Origin of the sequence: Streptomyces sp. CA-111067, assembly GCF_050956065.1 — a bacterium.
Classification (GTDB): domain Bacteria; phylum Actinomycetota; class Actinomycetes; order Streptomycetales; family Streptomycetaceae; genus Actinacidiphila.
The window spans coordinates 601,760-616,882 of sequence record NZ_CP192103.1 but is presented as its reverse complement, the minus strand read 5'-3'; the positions used below and the strand labels follow the sequence as shown (position 1 = coordinate 616,882).

The 15,123-nt window shown below is 74.0% G+C and carries 16 protein-coding genes; 10 read left to right on the top strand and 6 right to left on the bottom strand.

The genetic code is table 11. The features are described from left to right. The first annotated feature begins 193 nt into the window (after nucleotides 1-193). The 3 genes from ACQPW6_RS02670 (at nucleotide 194) to ACQPW6_RS02660 (ending at nucleotide 2,633) form a co-directional block, all read left to right on the top strand. Nucleotides 194-1,039, top strand: coding sequence for a hypothetical protein (locus ACQPW6_RS02670; protein WP_433887880.1), 846 nt, complete (start codon nucleotides 194-196; stop codon nucleotides 1,037-1,039). 125 nt (nucleotides 1,040-1,164) lie between these two features. Next, entirely contained in the window at nucleotides 1,165-1,617 is a 453-nt protein-coding gene (locus ACQPW6_RS02665; RefSeq protein WP_433887879.1) for a DUF7144 family membrane protein, read from the top strand. 173 nt (nucleotides 1,618-1,790) lie between these two features. After that, nucleotides 1,791-2,633, top strand: a complete 843-nt coding sequence (locus ACQPW6_RS02660; RefSeq protein WP_433887878.1) for an alpha/beta fold hydrolase — start codon at nucleotides 1,791-1,793, stop codon at nucleotides 2,631-2,633. Between the two features lie 46 nt (nucleotides 2,634-2,679). On the opposite strand, the gene ACQPW6_RS02655 is transcribed toward ACQPW6_RS02660, so the two are convergent. The 4 genes from ACQPW6_RS02655 to ACQPW6_RS02640 all read right to left on the bottom strand — a co-directional run bounded on the left by ACQPW6_RS02655 (nucleotide 2,680) and on the right by ACQPW6_RS02640 (nucleotide 6,861). After that, on the bottom strand, nucleotides 2,680-3,951 hold the full coding sequence (locus ACQPW6_RS02655) for a D-alanyl-D-alanine carboxypeptidase family protein (protein WP_433887877.1): 1,272 nt from the start codon (nucleotides 3,949-3,951) through the stop codon (nucleotides 2,680-2,682). A gap of 196 nt (nucleotides 3,952-4,147) precedes the next feature. After that, entirely contained in the window at nucleotides 4,148-5,059 is a 912-nt protein-coding gene (locus ACQPW6_RS02650) for a phosphotransferase family protein (RefSeq protein WP_433887876.1), read from the bottom strand. 342 nt (nucleotides 5,060-5,401) lie between these two features. Next, nucleotides 5,402-6,088 (bottom strand): YczE/YyaS/YitT family protein, encoded by a 687-nt coding sequence (locus ACQPW6_RS02645; protein WP_433887875.1) that lies wholly within the window; start codon nucleotides 6,086-6,088, stop codon nucleotides 5,402-5,404. Further along, nucleotides 6,085-6,861, bottom strand: a complete 777-nt coding sequence (locus ACQPW6_RS02640; RefSeq protein WP_433887874.1) for a glutamate racemase — start codon at nucleotides 6,859-6,861, stop codon at nucleotides 6,085-6,087. The genes ACQPW6_RS02645 and ACQPW6_RS02640 overlap by 4 nt, the downstream gene beginning before the upstream one ends. Nucleotides 6,862-7,082: 221 nt before the next feature. Here ACQPW6_RS02640 and ACQPW6_RS02635 point away from each other — a divergent pair, with 221 nt between their 5' ends. Both ACQPW6_RS02635 and ACQPW6_RS02630 read left to right on the top strand, forming a co-directional pair. Beyond that, on the top strand, nucleotides 7,083-8,606 hold the full coding sequence (locus ACQPW6_RS02635; protein WP_433887873.1) for a PLP-dependent aminotransferase family protein: 1,524 nt from the start codon (nucleotides 7,083-7,085) through the stop codon (nucleotides 8,604-8,606). Nucleotides 8,607-8,668: 62 nt separating this feature from the next. Then, complete coding sequence (locus ACQPW6_RS02630; RefSeq protein ID WP_433887872.1) at nucleotides 8,669-9,265, top strand: GNAT family N-acetyltransferase; 597 nt, start codon at nucleotides 8,669-8,671, stop codon at nucleotides 9,263-9,265. Between the two features lie 54 nt (nucleotides 9,266-9,319). Here ACQPW6_RS02630 and ACQPW6_RS02625 read toward each other — a convergent pair whose 3' ends face one another. After that, nucleotides 9,320-9,898 (bottom strand): TIGR03086 family metal-binding protein, encoded by a 579-nt coding sequence (locus tag ACQPW6_RS02625; protein ID WP_433887871.1) that lies wholly within the window; start codon nucleotides 9,896-9,898, stop codon nucleotides 9,320-9,322. A 262-nt stretch (nucleotides 9,899-10,160) separates the two neighbouring features. Between ACQPW6_RS02625 and ACQPW6_RS02620 the strand changes: the two genes are divergently transcribed. From ACQPW6_RS02620 to ACQPW6_RS02600, 5 genes are read left to right on the top strand one after another with little or no spacing between them, the layout of a single operon-like run. Beyond that, the gene (locus ACQPW6_RS02620; protein ID WP_433887870.1) at nucleotides 10,161-11,018 is read left to right on the top strand and encodes an STAS domain-containing protein; all 858 of its coding nucleotides are present in this window, start codon (nucleotides 10,161-10,163) and stop codon (nucleotides 11,016-11,018) included. Further along, nucleotides 11,015-11,446, top strand: a complete 432-nt coding sequence (locus tag ACQPW6_RS02615; protein ID WP_433887869.1) for an STAS domain-containing protein — start codon at nucleotides 11,015-11,017, stop codon at nucleotides 11,444-11,446. Before ACQPW6_RS02620 ends, ACQPW6_RS02615 begins: the two co-directional genes overlap by 4 nt. Nucleotides 11,447-11,490: 44 nt before the next feature. Continuing rightward, on the top strand, nucleotides 11,491-11,844 hold the full coding sequence (locus tag ACQPW6_RS02610; protein WP_433894398.1) for an ATP-binding protein: 354 nt from the start codon (nucleotides 11,491-11,493) through the stop codon (nucleotides 11,842-11,844). Beyond that, a complete protein-coding gene (locus tag ACQPW6_RS02605) occupies nucleotides 11,832-13,070 on the top strand; it encodes an ATP-binding protein (protein ID WP_433887868.1) in 1,239 nt (412 codons plus the stop codon). The genes ACQPW6_RS02610 and ACQPW6_RS02605 overlap by 13 nt, the downstream gene beginning before the upstream one ends. Next, nucleotides 13,070-14,443: a PP2C family protein-serine/threonine phosphatase gene (locus tag ACQPW6_RS02600; protein WP_433887867.1), complete on the top strand. Its 1,374-nt coding sequence runs from the start codon at nucleotides 13,070-13,072 to the stop codon at nucleotides 14,441-14,443. Before ACQPW6_RS02605 ends, ACQPW6_RS02600 begins: the two co-directional genes overlap by 1 nt. On the opposite strand, the gene ACQPW6_RS02595 is transcribed toward ACQPW6_RS02600, so the two are convergent. Beyond that, nucleotides 14,410-15,117, bottom strand: coding sequence for an SDR family NAD(P)-dependent oxidoreductase (locus ACQPW6_RS02595; protein ID WP_433887866.1), 708 nt, complete (start codon nucleotides 15,115-15,117; stop codon nucleotides 14,410-14,412). The genes ACQPW6_RS02600 and ACQPW6_RS02595 overlap by 34 nt on opposite strands. Between the last annotated feature and the right edge of the window lie 6 nt (nucleotides 15,118-15,123).

Here is a 15,123-nt window from a genome sequence, read left to right as displayed (position 1 = left end):
GGCGCCCGTGCGGTGGCGTGGCCCCGCGCGCCCGGCGCCCGGATACCCCCTGCCGTCGCCAACCGCGCTCTGTTCAGGCGGTGTTGGCCGGTGCGCTGTGGTGCCGGTGGGAAAGGCGGGACTACTGTCTTGCTGCCCGAGGTCGCCGGCAGCCGAGCCGCCGACCGCCCGACCACTCACCCCGGGGGTCCCGTTGACCGCAACCGCACCGCGCCGCCGTGCCGCCGCGCTGCTGCTCGCCACCGCCGCGCTCGCCGCGGTCGGCACCGGTACCGCGCACGCCGGCTCGCCCGGCGGCTGGACGAAGACCGGCAGTTCCACGATCAACTCGCTGACCGGCGGCGAGGGCATCGCCACCCACCCGGACGGCTCGCTGCTGACGCGCGGCCTCGGCTCGATCCCGCTCGGCCTGCGCATCGACGGCTGGAACCACGTCGGCGACCCCGACATCGCCGGCGACTACGTCTTCGACGCCTACCAGGGCGGCGACTCCGCCACCTCGAAGATGTTCCAGGTCAGCACGCCCGCGGGGAAGTCGTACAACTACACCCACAAGCTGGACGCCGGCGAGCTGCTGAACAACTCCTTCGCCACCGTCTCGCCCGACGCCCAGTGGCTGGTGGCCGGCGAGTGGAACACCATGAACCGGCTCCAGGTCTTCCCCGCCCCGCTGACCAACCCGGCCACCCCGGCCACCGGCGGCGCGCTCGCCCAGGCCGGGCAGATCACCCTCGACCACAGCGTCCAGGACATCCAGGGCTGCGACTTCGTCTCCGCCACCCGGCTGGTGTGCGCCTCCGACGACGCCGCCAAGGACGTGCTCCAGGTGGACCTGCCGCACCCGCTGGACGGCACCGCGGTCACCGGCCAGGTCAGCACCCTGTTCCAGGTGCCCCGCAGCAGCATCTGCTCCGGCACCTACGAGACCGAGGGCATCGACTACGACCCGGCCGCCAAGGTGCTGCGGGTGGAGATCGTGCCGCCCAGCGTCTGCGCGGTGACCACCACGGTCTACAGCTACAAGCCCACCACCGGCTGACGCCGGACACCCCCTCTGTTCACCGTTCACCCGGACGGACGCGTCCGGGTGGCGGCCCCCTGGCGGGAGGCGGAGGGTCGGCTGCACGCGGGCGCCACCGGCGTTCTCGGCAGAGGAGGCTCCACATGGCTCAGACCGCGACCCCGTCAGGGGCTCCGGCATCCCGCCCCACTCCGCCCGGCCAGAGCCGCGGCGGCAGCAGCGGGTGGGCGACCGGCGGCACCCTGTTCGCCGGCGTGCTGCTCTTCGTCGACGGTGTCATCGCCGTACTGAACGGCATCGTCGGCATCAACAAGGACAACGTCTACACCCGGATCGGCGACTACACGTACCGGTTCAGCGTGACCAGCTGGGGCTGGATCCACCTGGTGATCGGCATCCTGCTGATCCTCACCGGGATCGGCATCCTCAGAGGCGCGCTCTGGGCCCGGTTCGTGGGCGTCGGCATGGCGGCGGTCAGCATCGTCGCCAACTTCATGTGGCTGCCGTACCAGCCGATCTGGGCGATCATCGCCGTCGCGCTCGGCGTCTTCGTGATCTGGTCGCTGCTCACCGACCGCGGCCGGTCGGCCGTCTGACGGCCGGCCCGCAGCGGCCCCGAGTCCCCGTCGGCGACCCGTCCGGCGGGGATCGGGCCTGCCCGCTATAAGCTCGGAGCTGCCGACGGTGCGGGACCGGTTCGGGCGGTCGGGCCGCGGTCGCGGCCCGGACGGGTGCTCGCTCCGGCGAGCCGATGGACGGGGTTCAGCAGATGACCACCCATGAGACCCAGCTCTCGGCCGGCACGATCGCATACCAGGACACCGGCGGCGACGGGCCGGTGCTCGTCCTGCTGCACGGCCTCCTGATGGACGCCTCCCTCTGGCAGGACGTCGTCGAGGACCTGCGCACCGACCACCGCTGCCTGGTGCCGGTGCTGCCGCTCGGCGCCCACACCCACCCGATGACCGAGGACGCCGACCTCTCGCCGCGCGGCCTGGCCCGGCTGGTGGGCGAGTTCCTGGCGAAGCTCGACCTGGCCGATGTCACCCTGGTCGGCAACGACACCGGGGGAGCCCTGGTCCAGCTGCTCATCGGCGAGGACGACGCCCGGGTGGGCCGGATCGTGCTGGCGTCCTGCGACGCGTTCGACAACTTCCCGCCCGGCCTGACCGGCAAGACCCTGGTGCTCACCGGGAAGCTGTCGCCCACCATGTTCGGCCTGTTCATGCAGCAGATGCGGCTCAAGCCGGTCCGCCGGCTGCCGATCGCCTTCGGCTGGCTGACCAGGCGCGGCGACGCGGTCAGCGCCCGCTGGATCAAGCCGGTGCTCACGCAGGCCGGCGTCCGCCGGGACACCGTACGGGTGCTGCGCGGCATCGCCGCCGAGCGCGGGATCCTGGCCGGTGCCACCGAGCGGCTGGCCGCCTTCGACCGTCCCGCCCTGGTGGTCTGGGCGGAGCAGGACCGGGTGATGCCGCCGGAGCACGGCCGCCGGCTGGCCGGGCTGCTGCCGCAGGGCAGGCTCGTCGAGGTGCCGGACAGCTACACGCTGCTGCCGCTCGACCAGCCGGGCCGGTTCGCCGCCGCGATCCGCGAGCACGTCGCGTCCTGAACGCGGTCTCGGGTGCCGCCCGCAGGAGATGTCGGCGGCACCCGGCTCAGCGCCGTCTGGCGGCCCGGCGGCGCAGCACCAGGATCGAGCCGGCCGCGGCCAGGATCAGCACCAGCGCGCCGCCGAGGTACCACGCGGTGGCGGGCAGCGGGTCGGCCACGGCCCGCGCGGCGTCGGCCACCTGGCCGCGCCCGTCATGCGGGTGGGCGCCCGCCACCTCGGGGTGCGGCGAGGCGGCCGCCTGCACCGCGTTGAGGGTGCCGACGGCGTCGGTGCGGTCCGCGGCGGCGAAGCCCCAGTCCAGCAGGGACGCGGCCTCGTGGTAGACGGCCTCCGGCGTGCCGGAGCGCGGGTTCATCACGGTGACGATGAGGGTGCGGTCGCCGTGGGTGGCGGCGGCGATCAGGGTGTTGCCGGCGTTGGTGGTGTAGCCGTTCTTGACCCCGATGATGCCCGGGTAGGGGTGCACTCCCTTGGCGCCGCTCAGCAGCCGGTTGGTGTTGTGGATGCCGAACGGCGGGACGGCCTTGCCGTGGGCGTCGTGCCCGCCGGGGAACGTCGCGGTGGCGGTGTCGGCGTATTGGGCGAAGTCGTGGTTGGTGAGGCCGGCGCGGGCGAAGAGGGCGAGGTCGTAGGCGGAGGAGAGCTGGCCGGGGTAGTCGTAGCCGTCGGGGGAGACGACGTGGGTGTCGTGGGCGCCGAGCATGTCGGCTTTGGCCTGCATCTGGGTGACGGTCTGCTGGACGGAGCCGTTCATGTGGGCGAGGACGTGGACGGCGTCGTTGCCGGAGGCGAGGAAGACGCCTCGCCAGAGGTCGGCGACGGTGTAGGTCTGGCCGGCCTGGACGCCGACGAGGCTGCTGCCCTCGCCGGTGCCCGCGAGGTCTTGGTCGGTGACTTTGTGGGTGGTGGTGGCGGTGAAGCGGGGCAGGACGGTGTCGGCGAACAGCGTCTTCAGCGTGCTGGCGGGCGGCAGCTTGCGGTGCGCGTCCTTCGCCGCCAGCACCTGGCCCGTGCCCGCGTCCGAGACGACCCAGGACAGCCCTGACAGATCCTTGGGAAGAGCGGGCGCACCGGCCCTCGGCAGCACCTGGACTCCCGGCCGCCCCAGCAGCGGCCCGCCGACCGGGGCCGCCGGGGCGGGCAGCGCCGGTGCGGGACGGGCGGGCGCCGGCTGCGCGGGCGCGGGCAGCGCCGCGCTGCCGCCCCCGTCGCCGCCCGACCCGACCGCGGCGGCGGTGCAGAGGGCGACCGGCAGGCAGCCGAGGGCGAGACCGGACAGCAGGCGGGCCGCGCGTCGGGTGGGAGTCCACGTCATAACGCCACCGTAGGAACACCGGCGCCCGCGGGCCCGGCGGCGAAGTCCATCCGGATGAGCGGGGGCGCGGAGGGGGGCCGGCGACTGCCGGCCATCCCGGTCGGACACCCCAGTCGGCCATCCCGGTCGGACACCCCGGTGCGCCGTCAGACGGCAGCCGCGCGCGGGCCGCGGCGCCCGGCGCGCGGGTGCCCCGTCAGGTGGTGGCCTCGCGCGGGCCGATCGCCGACCGGCTGACGGCGCTCGGAACGGCCGGGTCAGGCACGGCGGGGTCGGGGACGGCAGGGCCCGGGACGGCCGCCGGCTCCGTCGCGCCGAGCAGCGCCGCGTACCGCCCGTTGCCCGGACGGGCCTCCACCGTGCCGACGATGCTCTCCCACTGGCGGCACGCGCCCCGGACGAACGCCCGGACCGCCACCGGGTCCACCCCGCGCCACGACGGGAACTGCCCGGCCCATTCCAGCGCCTGAGCGGCCGTCCAGTCCGCCTCCATCAGCCGCACCATCAGATAGGCCACGTCCACCCAGGCGGGGCCTGAGGCCACCATCGCCCAGTCCACCACGTGCGCGCGGCCGCCGCCGATCAGGAAGTTGTGCGGGTTGGTGTCGGTGTGCAGCAGCGCGTCACCGGCGAGCAGCGACTGCTCGCCGGCGTCGAGGAAGCCCGCGAACCGGTCGGCGAGCCGCGGCGCCAGCCCGCCCGCCGTCAGCTGCTGGGTCTGCCGCAGCGCGTCGGCGACCAGCGGCACGTCGGGCGACGGCGGGGACAGGTCCGCGTGCCGGCCCTCGATGTGCTCGAACACCAGCACGTCCCAGCCGGCGACCTCGATCCGGGTCAGCAGCAGCGGGGCGATCCCGGCGACCAGCGGGTTCACCGCGACCTCCCAGCTCTGGGCGGCCACCCCGCGTTCCTGCGAGACCGGTACGCCCTTCACGAACACCCGGCCGTCGGAGGTCGTCAGCACCTCGGCCATCGCGCAGGTGAGCCCGTCGGCGACCGGCGCGGCGTCCAGCACCGGACCGACCTGCGCCCCGACCGCGACGCGCACGGCGGCCGGCAGTTCCGCCCATGCGACGCGGGCTATGGCACGGACCTTCGCACGGGCCATGGGGCAACCTCCAGAAGGGTCCGCGGCCCGACCGGCCCCGGAGCCCGACAGGCTACTGCGTCGCCCCGCATTTCCGGCAGCGCTGCGCGCCACTCCACCGCACCCACTCGTGGTCACAGTCAGCCATGGCCCTCACCCCCTTTTCGCCACACGGCCGAACGGCGGCGCCACCGCGGCCGCGCCGTCACCACCGGCCTCCAAGGTGAGCTTCCGCGATCCGCGCACCGCGCTCAGGCCCCGCCCGCTTCACCCGCTCCACTTGTTCCACTCGCTCCGTGGGCACCACCACGCCTCCCCGACAACGAGCGTACCTGACGGAGCGTCAGCGCATTCGGGTTTTTTTCAGGACGGAAGAGACCAGGCCGGACGCGTTTCAGGCGCCCGCGGGGGGCGTTCGGCCGCGGTCCGGTAGGCGAACCGGGGCAGCAGGATCTGCGTCAGCGGGCCGACCGCGAGCGCGTACAGCACCGTTCCGACGCCCACGCCGCCGCCCAGCAGCAGGCCGGCGACCAGCACGGCGATCTCCATCGCCGTCCGCACGGCCCGCAGCGAGCGACCGGTCAGCGCGGAACCGCCGGTCATCAGCCCGTCCCGGGGGCCCGGCCCGAAGCGCGCGCCGACGTAGACCGCGACCGAGCACCCGTTGAGCAGCACGCCGGCAACCAGCAGGCAGGCCCTGGCCGGCAGCCCGGGATGCCGGGGGAGGAGCGCGAGCCCGAGGTCGGACGAGCAGGCCAGGACGACGATGTTGGCGGCGGTGCCGAACGTCGGCCGCTGCCGGAGCGGGATCCAGAGCAGCAGCACCAGCACCCCGACGACGGCGCTGATCGTGCCGAAGCTCAGCGAGGTGTGCCGCTGCACGCCCTCGTACAGCACGCTCCAGGGGTTGACGCCCAGCGAGGCCCTGACCATCAGGGAAAGGCTGAACCCGTACAGCGCGAGCCCGGCGACCAGTTGCGGAAGCCGCCGCCACGGGCGCTCGCCGAACGGCAGGCAGCCGAGCGGCGACCGGGACACGTCACTGTTCACAGGAGCGCCCCGGGCCCGGCGGCCCGCACCAGCCGGCCTTCGGCGTAGGCCGGCGCCACCGCCGGCAGCGGCCCCGGCCGCCCGCTGAGGATCACGCTGAGCGTGCCCACGGCGGGCGCTTGGGGCGCGGGCCGCTCGCCGATCCTGCGCAGCGCCTGGGCGGCCACCGCGGCGGCCGAGCCGTGCAGGACGACCGGCGGACGGCCCGGCCGCCGCAGGGCCGCGCGGACCCGGTCGGCGACGAGTTCGTAATGGGTACAGCCCAGGACGACGGCCCTTACGTCGGCAGGGGTGCGCTCCGCGGCGGCGGCGACCGCCCGGGTGACGGCCGCCGCGTCCCCCGACTCGACGGCGTCGGAGAGTCCCGGGCAGGGCACCTCCGTGACCCGCACCCCGGCCGCGAACTCGTCGATCAGAGCGCGCTGGTAGCGGCTGCCGGTCGTCGCCGGGGTGGCCCAGACGGCGAACGGTCCGCCACCGGCCGCGGCCGGTTTGACCGCAGGGACCGTGCCGATGACCGGCAGGCCGGGCTCGAAGCGGGCCCGCAGAGCGGGCAGGGCGTGTACGGAGGCGGTGTTGCAGGCGACGATCAGCGCGTCCGGGCGGTGCGCGACGGCCGCCTCGGCGACGGCCAGTGCCCGTTCCACCAGATCCTGCGGGGCGCGCGGCCCCCAGGGCATCCCGTCGGGGTCCGACGACAGCACGATGTCGGCGTCCGGGCGCAGCCCGCGTACCGCGGCGGCAGCCGCCAGCAGCCCGATGCCCGCGTCCATGAGCGCGATCCTGACCCGGCCGCGGCGGCTCGGCTCCGGTGCGGCCGGGCCGCGTCCGCCGGGCCCGCGCCCCGGTCCGTCGTCACTGATCCGTTGCCGCATCGGCGCTCGCCTCTCTGTACCCGGCTGTACCCGGCTGTACCCGGCTGGCCTCAAGGCCACTGGCCGCGAGTCTGTACAGTGATTGGCCCAGATGGCATGGCCAATTTCAGGAGAGTGGTATGGCTGACGGGCAGCCGTCCCCACGGGTGGGCTCAGCGGACCGCGCAGGTCAGGCGGACCGCACGGGCCGGGCGGACCGCACGGGCCGGACGCTGGGCAGCCGGCAGCTGGCCGCCCTGCTGCCCGACCCGGCGGGCGTCCGGCCCGCCTACCGGCACCTGGCGCAGTCGATCAGCGCGCTGATCCTGGACGGCCGGATCGCCCTGCACGTCAGGCTGCCCGCAGAACGCGAGCTGGCCACGGCCCTGCGCACCAGCAGAGCCACCGTCACCGCTTGCTACGACCTGCTCCGCGAGAGCGGCTACGCGCACAGCCGGCAGGGCTCGGGCACCTGGACGGCGCTGCCGGAGGGCCGCACGCCGACCGGAGTCACCCGGCTGCTGGCCACCGAGGACACCGCGATCGACCTGGCCAGGGCCGCCCCCGGGCTGCCGCGGCAGACGCTCGTCGACGCGCTCGGGCAGATCGCCCCGCAACTGGCCGAGCACGCGGACACGCCCGGCTACCACCCCTACGGCCTCGACGGGCTGCGGGCCGCCGTAGCCGACCGCTTCACCCGGCGCGGCCTGGCCACCGTGCCCGAGCAGATCCTGCTGACCTCCGGCGCCCAGCACGCCCTGACGCTGGTACTCGGGCTGCTGTGCGGGCCGGGCGACCGGGTGCTGGTCGAGAACCCGTCCTACCCCAACGCGCTGGACGCGATGCGGCGTGCCCGGCTCCGTACCGTGTCGGTGCCGGTGACCGACACCGGCTGGGACATCGCGACCACCGAGTCGGCGCTGCGCCAGGCGGTTCCCCGACTGGCCTACCTGATCCCGGACTTCCACAACCCGACCGGCTGCCTGATGCCCGAGGACGAGCGGGCCCGGGTCCTGCGCGCCGCGCAGCGCTCCGGCAGCTGGCTGGTGATCGACGAGACGCTGGCCGACCTCGCGCTCGACGTCCCCGGCGGCCCGCCGTTCGCCGCGCACGCCGCACCGGGCGCCGGCGGGCAGGTCATCACCATCGGCTCGATGAGCAAGACCCACTGGGGCGGCCTGCGGATCGGCTGGCTGCGTGCGTCGGGCCAGCTGGTGACCGAGCTCGCCGCCCAGCGGGTCGCGACCGACATGGGCGGCGCCGTTCTCGACCAGCTCCTGGCGCTCGCCCTGCTGGAGCGGGCGGATGACCTGCTGCCGCGCCGCATCGGGCAGTTGCGCGGGCAGCGCGCCGCGCTGACCGCGGCCCTGGCGGAACACCTCCCGCAGTGGAGCTGGCGACCGCCGCCCGGCGGACTGTCGTTGTGGGTCGACCTGGGCGAGCCGGTCGCCCTCGCACTGGCCGACCGGGCGCTCGACTACGGGGTGTGGATCGAGGGCGGCGCCCACTTCGGCACCGACCCCGGCCTCTTCGACCAGCGCCTGCGCATCCCGTACACCGCGCCCGCCGACACCCTGCGGGAGGCCGTGCGCCGGATGGCCGCCGCGCTCGCCGACGGGCTCCCGGCGCCCTCGGCCGGCCGCCGCCCGCACTGGGTCGCCTGACCGGCACGCCCGCCGGCCCTCGGTTGTTGCGGCCGGGGCCCGCCGCTGCCGACAATTCCCCGATGACAGCTCAGAAGATCGCGGACTTCACCGTCAAGCCCACGCTGATCGGCGAGAAGGTGGTCCTGCGGCCGTTCGTCGCCGAGGACGTGGCGGCGCTGCGGGTGCTGCTGAACGACCGCGAGCTGCTCCGGCTGACCGGCAGCGCGCACGACCGCGCCGCGGAGCCCGCGCCGGCCGATCCGGAGCGCGACGAGCAGTTCAGGCGGTGGCGCAACGCGCAGCCCGACCGGCTGGATCTCGCGGTGGCCGACCGGGCGACCGGCCACTGCGTGGGCGAGATCGTGCTCAACGAGTGGGACGCGGCCAACCGCAGCTGCAACTTCCGGATCGCGCTGGCCGCGGCGGGCCGCGACCGCGGCCTGGGCACCGAGGCGGTGCGCATCGTCGTCGGCTACGGCTTCGAGCAACTCGCCCTGCACCGGATCTCGCTGGAGGTCTACGCCTTCAACCCGCGGGCCCGGCACGTCTACGAGAAGGCCGGCTTCGTCGCGGAAGGCGTCATGCGGGAGGCGCTGCGCTTCGGCGACGGGTGGGTGGACGCCACGGTGATGTCGATCCTGTCCCACGAGTGGTCCCGGCACCGCGGCCGCCCGTGACCCGGGCCCCCGTCCGTTCGGTGACGACCCCTCGCGGCGCCGGACGGTCGGCCGTCAGCCGGTGGCGTCGTCCGCCGCCGCCCGGCGGCCGAGGAAGCCGGCGAACCGGCTCACCGCGGGCGCGTCCTCGGCCACCGGGACGATGTCGCCGAAGGGCATGCCCTCGCCCCGGTACTGCGGCGGCAGGGTGGCCTCGGCGCGGGCCAGCGTCCGGGCCGCCTCCTGCTCGGTGAACGGCACCGGCTGCCCGGTGGCGACGGCCAGGTCCCACCCGTGCGCCATGTACTCCATGAGCGCCATGTTGAAGACCGACTCCGCCGGCGACCTCCCGCCCACGACGCGGACCTCGCGGTCGAAGCCGTGGGTGCGCCAGCCGGCCACCAGGTCGGCCGCGGCGGCACGGAACTCGCCGGCCGGGTCGGCGCCGCAGACGTACGCCGTCGGGTCGCCCTCGTGGCGCCGCTCCTGGCTGCCGGCCGCGAACACCAGCAGCCATCCCACGAGGTGGTTGCGGAGCGTCTCCACGTCGTACTCGTCGCAGGGCGTCGGCAGGCCGAGCTGGTCCGCGGTCACGCCGTCGACGAGGTCGCCGGTCTTGGTCAGAACACCCGAGAGGAGGTCGATTGCGTCCATGCCCCGACAGTAGGACGCTCGCCGCCCGGGGGCTTGAACAAACGCGTCACCGGACGCATGTCCTCGGCCGCGGCGCGCCGCCGCACGCCGGCCGCCCGGTCGGCCGGCCGCCGTTCACGCCGACTGGCTTGAGCCCTCTGGGCAGGCGATATGCTGCCGCCGACGGGGGGCGGGCCCGCAGCGTCAGGTAGTCGGCAGCAACTGGGGGTACACGCCACAGCCTGGCCCATTGTCCGCGTGTCTATGGTGAGGGAAGTGTCTTGTGACTGGTGGAAGCGCGACCGAGCGACTGGTGAGCCTGCTCGCGGGGAGCGAAGAGGATCTCGCCGCCAAGTGGGTCGACCAGGTGGTGGTCTCGCTGGGTGGCCGGGTGAGCCGGGCGGAGGTCGAGCGTGAGCTGCGGGAGCTGTACACCGCGCTGCTGTCGGCTCTCCGGCGCGACGAGCTGGACGCGTACGGCGAGGCGTTCGGCGAAGTGCGGGCCCTGTTGACCGAGCTGTCGCGGAGCCGGGCCCGGCAGGGCCTCACGCCGACGGAGACCGCGATGAGCGTCTTCGCGCTCAAGCAGGTCCTTGAGCCGGCGCTCTCCGACGGCGACAGCGCCGACATCAAGGCGTACCTCCAGCTGTCAGGGCTGCTTGACGCCCTGGGCCTGTTCACCATCGAGACCTACACCGGGGCGCGCGAGGAGCTGATCACCGCGCAGGCCGAGCAGCTGCTGGAGCTGTCCACTCCGGTGGTCAAGCTGTGGGACGGCGTGATCGGTGTGCCGCTGGTCGGGACGCTCGACTCGGCGCGGACGATGGTGGTGATGGAGAAGATGCTCCAGGCGCTGCTCGACACCGGTTCCGAGCAGGCCATCATCGACATCACCGGCGTGCCCGCGGTGGACACCGAGGTCGCCCAGCACCTGCTGAAGACCGTGGTCGCGGCCCGGCTGATGGGCGCGGAATGCACGATATCCGGCATCCGCCCGCAGATAGCCCAGACCATCGTCGCGCTCGGCATCGACTTCGGCGACATCACCACCAAGGCGACCCTGGCCGACGCCCTGCGGCACGCCCTGCGCCGCTCCGGCACCACCCTGGCCGCCACCAAGGGCGCGGTAGCGGCCCGATGAGCGATCAGATCCCGGTCCTGCAGATCGGCAAGGTGCTGCTGGTCTCCATCCAGACCGACCTCGACGACGAGGCGGTGCTGGCGCTCCAGGACGAACTGGCCTCCCGGGTGGTGGACACCGGGGCGCACGGCGTGGTGATCGACATCACCGCCGTGGAATTCGTGGACTCCTTCGTCGGCCGGATGCTGGCGACCATCGCCTCGATCTCACGGATGCTGGACGCCCGCACGGTCGTGGTCGGCATGCGGCCCGCGGTGGCCATCACGCTGGTCGAACTGGGCCTGTCGCTCGGCGGCGTCGCCACCGCGCTGACCCTGGACAAGGGCCTTGAGGTCCTCAAGCGCGCCGGTGCGGGCTCCGACGACGAGGACGACGTCCCGCCGGAGCCCGACGACGTACCAGCCGTCCTCCGCCCGGGCACCCCGTGACCGAGCCGAGGGTGCTGACGATCAGGGCCAACGAGAACGTGGTCATGGCCCGCCAGACCGTCCGCGCCCTGGCTCAGGAGTGCAAGCTGTCCCTGGTCGAGCAGACCAAGCTGGTGACGGCGGCCAGCGAACTGGCCCGCAACGCGCTGATCTACGGTGGTGGAGGCACGATGACCGCGGCACTGGTCGACGAGCGGGGCAGGCGCGGTGTGCGGGTGGTCTTCGTCGACCAGGGCCCCGGTATCGAGGACATCGAGCTGGCGCTGACCGAGGGCTGGACCTCCGGCTCCGGTCTGGGCCTGGGGCTCTCCGGGTCCAGGCGGCTGGTGGACGACTTCGTGCTCGACAGCGTCGTCGGCCGCGGCACCACCGTCACGATCACCAAGTGGGCCAGGTGACCGGCGCACCGCTGCTGGTGGACCACGAGGACGTGGCGTGGTTCCGCGACGGCTCGGAGGGAGCCCGCGGAGCGGTGGCGGCCCTGTGCAGGCGGCTGGGGTTCACCGACCGGCGCGCGGCGGAAGTCGTGCTCGCCGTCACCGAGTTGGTGACCAACATGCGGCAGCACGCGGTGGACGGCTCGCTGCTGCTGCGGGTGCTGCGCACGCCGCTGACGGCCGGGGTGGAGGTCGTGGTGACCGACGGCGGCCCCGGCATGGCCGACGTGCCCGCGGCGCTGCGGGACGGCATGTCAACCGCGGGCACCCTGGGCATCGGACTGGGCGCGGTGCGGCGGCTGGCCGATGTCTTCGACGTGCACTCCCGTTCCGGCCTCGGAACCGTGCAGCTGGCCCGGTTCTGGCCGGCGCCGCTCCCCGAGGGTGCGGCGGCCGAGCCCGCGGTCGGCGGGGTGACCCGGCCGATCAGCGGCGAGCAGGTCTGCGGCGACGCCTGGGCCGCCAGGAGCGATCCGGGCGGCACCGCACACGAGGAGCGTTCCGTCGCGGGACCGGCGGCGGCCGCGCCGGAACCGGCCTCGGCCCCGATCGACTGGGCGTCCATGACCGGCACGGCGCGCCGGCCGAAGGGTCCGTCCTCCGCGGCGGGCTCGGCGCTGTCCGCCGCCACCCTTCGCCGGACCGACCGCGGTCTGGCGCTGCGGTCGGTCAGCGCGGGGCCGGGCCCCGCGGTGCTGGTGATGCTGTGCGACGGCCTCGGCCACGGCGCCATGGCGGCGATGGCCGGCCAGGCCGCGGTGCACGCCTTCCGCTCAGGACACGCTCGGCTGCCCGAGCAGATCATGCAGGAACTGCACGCGGGTCTGCGCGGCACGCGAGGTGCCGCGGTCGCGGTCGCGCGCATCGAGCCGCAGAACCGGCGGGTGCTGTTCTGCGGGGTGGGCAACATCACCACGGCGCTGGTCACCGCCGACAGCCGCAGCAACCTGCTCTCGCACCCCGGCATCGTCGGCCACCAGATGCACCAGCCGCGCACGTACGAGTACCCGCTGCCGCCGTACGGCGCCCTGGTGCTGCACTCCGACGGACTCAACGAACGCTGGACCCCGGCCGATCTGGCCGGCCTGCTGTCGCACCGGCCCACGGTCGCGGCTGTCGGCCTGCTGCGCGGTGCGGGAACGCGGCGCGACGATGCCAGTGTGGTGATCGCGAAGGATCTGTGGTGATGACGACGCCCTCTTTGCTGACCGTACTGCTCTCCTCCGAGCACGACGTCTTCACGCTGCGCCGCCAGGCCAAGACGGCTGCCGAGGCCGCCGGCCTCGAACCGCGCCAGCAGGTGCGCCTGGCCACCACGCTGAGCGAACTCGGGCGCGATCTGCTGCGGACGGCCGTTCCGATGACCGCCTCCTTCGCCCTCGACGAGCCGACGGCCGGGCGTCCCGCCTCGCTGCGGGTCGAGCTGGCCTGGACGGACGACCGCGAGCCGAGCGAGGACTCACTGCGGCTGGTCGCGAAACTGCTGCCGATGATCCGCTGCCGCCCCGCGGACGGCGGCCTCGGCGCGGTCGAGGTCGCCTGCCCGCTGCCGCAGGGGGCGGACCTGAAGGAGACCGCCGAGGCGGTGAGCGGTGTGCTCAACGCGGCGACGGGTCCGAGCACCGCGCTCGACGACCTGAGGGCGCAGACGATCGACCTGATCTCCGCCCTGGAGGAGTCCCGCACGCAGCGCGACGAGCTGGAGCGGCTGAACACCGAACTGGCCGAGACCAACCAGGGCGTCATGGCGTTGTACACCGAGCTCTCGGCGGAACTGGAGGAGACCAACCGCGGGGTCGTGGCGCTGTACGGCGAGGAGCACCAGCTCGCCCTGACCCTGCAACGCACCTTCCTGCCCGGCGAGCTGCCCCGGGCCTCCCGGGTGGAGCTGGCCGTCCGCTACATCCCGGCCACCGCGGAGGCCGAGATCGGCGGTGACTTCTACGAGGCCGTGGTCACCCCCGCCGGGCTGCTCCTCGCGGTGGGCGACGTCGTCGGCCACTCCTTGCAGGCCGCGGTCGTCATGGGGGAGCTGCGGCACGCGCTGCGCGCGTACGCGGCCGAGGACCATCCGCCGCACGTACTGCTGGAGCGACTCGACCACCTGTTGCGGCTGCACCAGCCCGGGTGGTCGGCGACCCTGTGCGTGGTACTGGTCGAGCCGGGGGCGGCCGCCGTCCAGATCGCCAACGGCGGCCATCTGCCCCCGCTGCTGGTGGCGCCCGGTGAGAGCGGCGACTTCCTGCACCCCCACGGCCCGATGCTGGGCCTGGGGCTCCCGCAGCCCGAAGCCACCCGGCACCCGGTCAAGCCGGACAGCATCCTCCTGATGGTCACCGACGGGCTGATCGAGACCCGCGACGAGGATCTGCTGGACCGCATGGAGCAGCTGCGCCAGGAGGCCGCGGCCGGCCCGTCAGGGCCGAACGCCCTGTGCGATCACCTGCTGGACGTCTTCGGCAGCGGGCCGGAGGACGATCTGATCGTCTTCGCCGTCCACCTGGACCCGCCGAGTGACTCCGCCACTCACCAGTCCAGCGGCCCGGTGGCGCTGAAGTAGCCACCGGTGGGCCCGTCCGGGCCGGCCAGGGCCATCCTGACGATGACCTCGGCGCCCTGTTCGACGGTCTGCACGCCGGTGTTGCCGTTCAGGTCCGTCTTGGTGAAGCCGGGCTCCACCGCGTTGATCCGCATGGCGGGGAACGCCTTCGCGAACTGCACGGTGATCATGTTGACCGCGGTCTTCGACGCCGGATAGGCGACACCCGGATAGGCGTGCACCGGGTTGCCCGGTTCGCTGATCTTCGACAGCGAGGCGAGGCCGCTGCTGAGGTTCACCACGACCGGCGCGGCGGACCGCCGAAGCAGCGGCAGGAACGCGTGGGTGACCCGGACCAGGCCGAAGACGTTCGTCTCGAACGTCGTGCGCAGCAGGTCGGCGGTCACGTCCGCGGCGCCGATCACCTCGTTGCCCGGCCCCCGCTCCTCGACGCCGGCGTTGTTGACCAGCACGTCGAGGCCGCCGGCCGCCTCCACGGTCTTGGCCGCGGCCTCGACGGACGCGTCGTCGGTGACGTCGATGACGAGCGCCCGCGCCCCCAGCCGCTCGGCGGCCAGCCGGCCGCGCTCGGGGTCCCTGCTGCCCACGTAGACGGTGTGGCCCGCTGCGACGAGCCGGCGGGCGGTCTCGAAGCCGAGGCCCTTGTTCGCTCCTGTGATCAATGTGGTGGTCATGCCTCC

What these genes read in the sequence shown, in the direction of transcription:
- ACQPW6_RS02665 (WP_433887879.1), top strand. Translation starts at nt 1,165, where the DNA reads ATGGCTCAGACCGCGACCCCGTCAGGGGCTCCGGCATCCCGCCCCACT.
- ACQPW6_RS02660 (WP_433887878.1), top strand. Translation starts at nt 1,791, where the DNA reads ATGACCACCCATGAGACCCAGCTCTCGGCCGGCACGATCGCATACCAG.
- ACQPW6_RS02655 (WP_433887877.1), bottom strand. Translation starts at nt 3,951, where the DNA reads ATGACGTGGACTCCCACCCGACGCGCGGCCCGCCTGCTGTCCGGTCTC.
- ACQPW6_RS02650 (WP_433887876.1), bottom strand. Translation starts at nt 5,059, where the DNA reads ATGGCCCGTGCGAAGGTCCGTGCCATAGCCCGCGTCGCATGGGCGGAA.
- ACQPW6_RS02640 (WP_433887874.1), bottom strand. Translation starts at nt 6,861, where the DNA reads ATGGACGCGGGCATCGGGCTGCTGGCGGCTGCCGCCGCGGTACGCGGG.
- ACQPW6_RS02635 (WP_433887873.1), top strand. Translation starts at nt 7,083, where the DNA reads ATGGCTGACGGGCAGCCGTCCCCACGGGTGGGCTCAGCGGACCGCGCA.
- ACQPW6_RS02630 (WP_433887872.1), top strand. Translation starts at nt 8,669, where the DNA reads ATGACAGCTCAGAAGATCGCGGACTTCACCGTCAAGCCCACGCTGATC.
- ACQPW6_RS02625 (WP_433887871.1), bottom strand. Translation starts at nt 9,898, where the DNA reads ATGGACGCAATCGACCTCCTCTCGGGTGTTCTGACCAAGACCGGCGAC.
- ACQPW6_RS02615 (WP_433887869.1), top strand. Translation starts at nt 11,015, where the DNA reads ATGAGCGATCAGATCCCGGTCCTGCAGATCGGCAAGGTGCTGCTGGTC.
- ACQPW6_RS02610 (WP_433894398.1), top strand. Translation starts at nt 11,491, where the DNA reads ATGGCCCGCCAGACCGTCCGCGCCCTGGCTCAGGAGTGCAAGCTGTCC.
- ACQPW6_RS02600 (WP_433887867.1), top strand. Translation starts at nt 13,070, where the DNA reads ATGACGACGCCCTCTTTGCTGACCGTACTGCTCTCCTCCGAGCACGAC.
- ACQPW6_RS02595 (WP_433887866.1), bottom strand. Translation starts at nt 15,117, where the DNA reads ATGACCACCACATTGATCACAGGAGCGAACAAGGGCCTCGGCTTCGAG.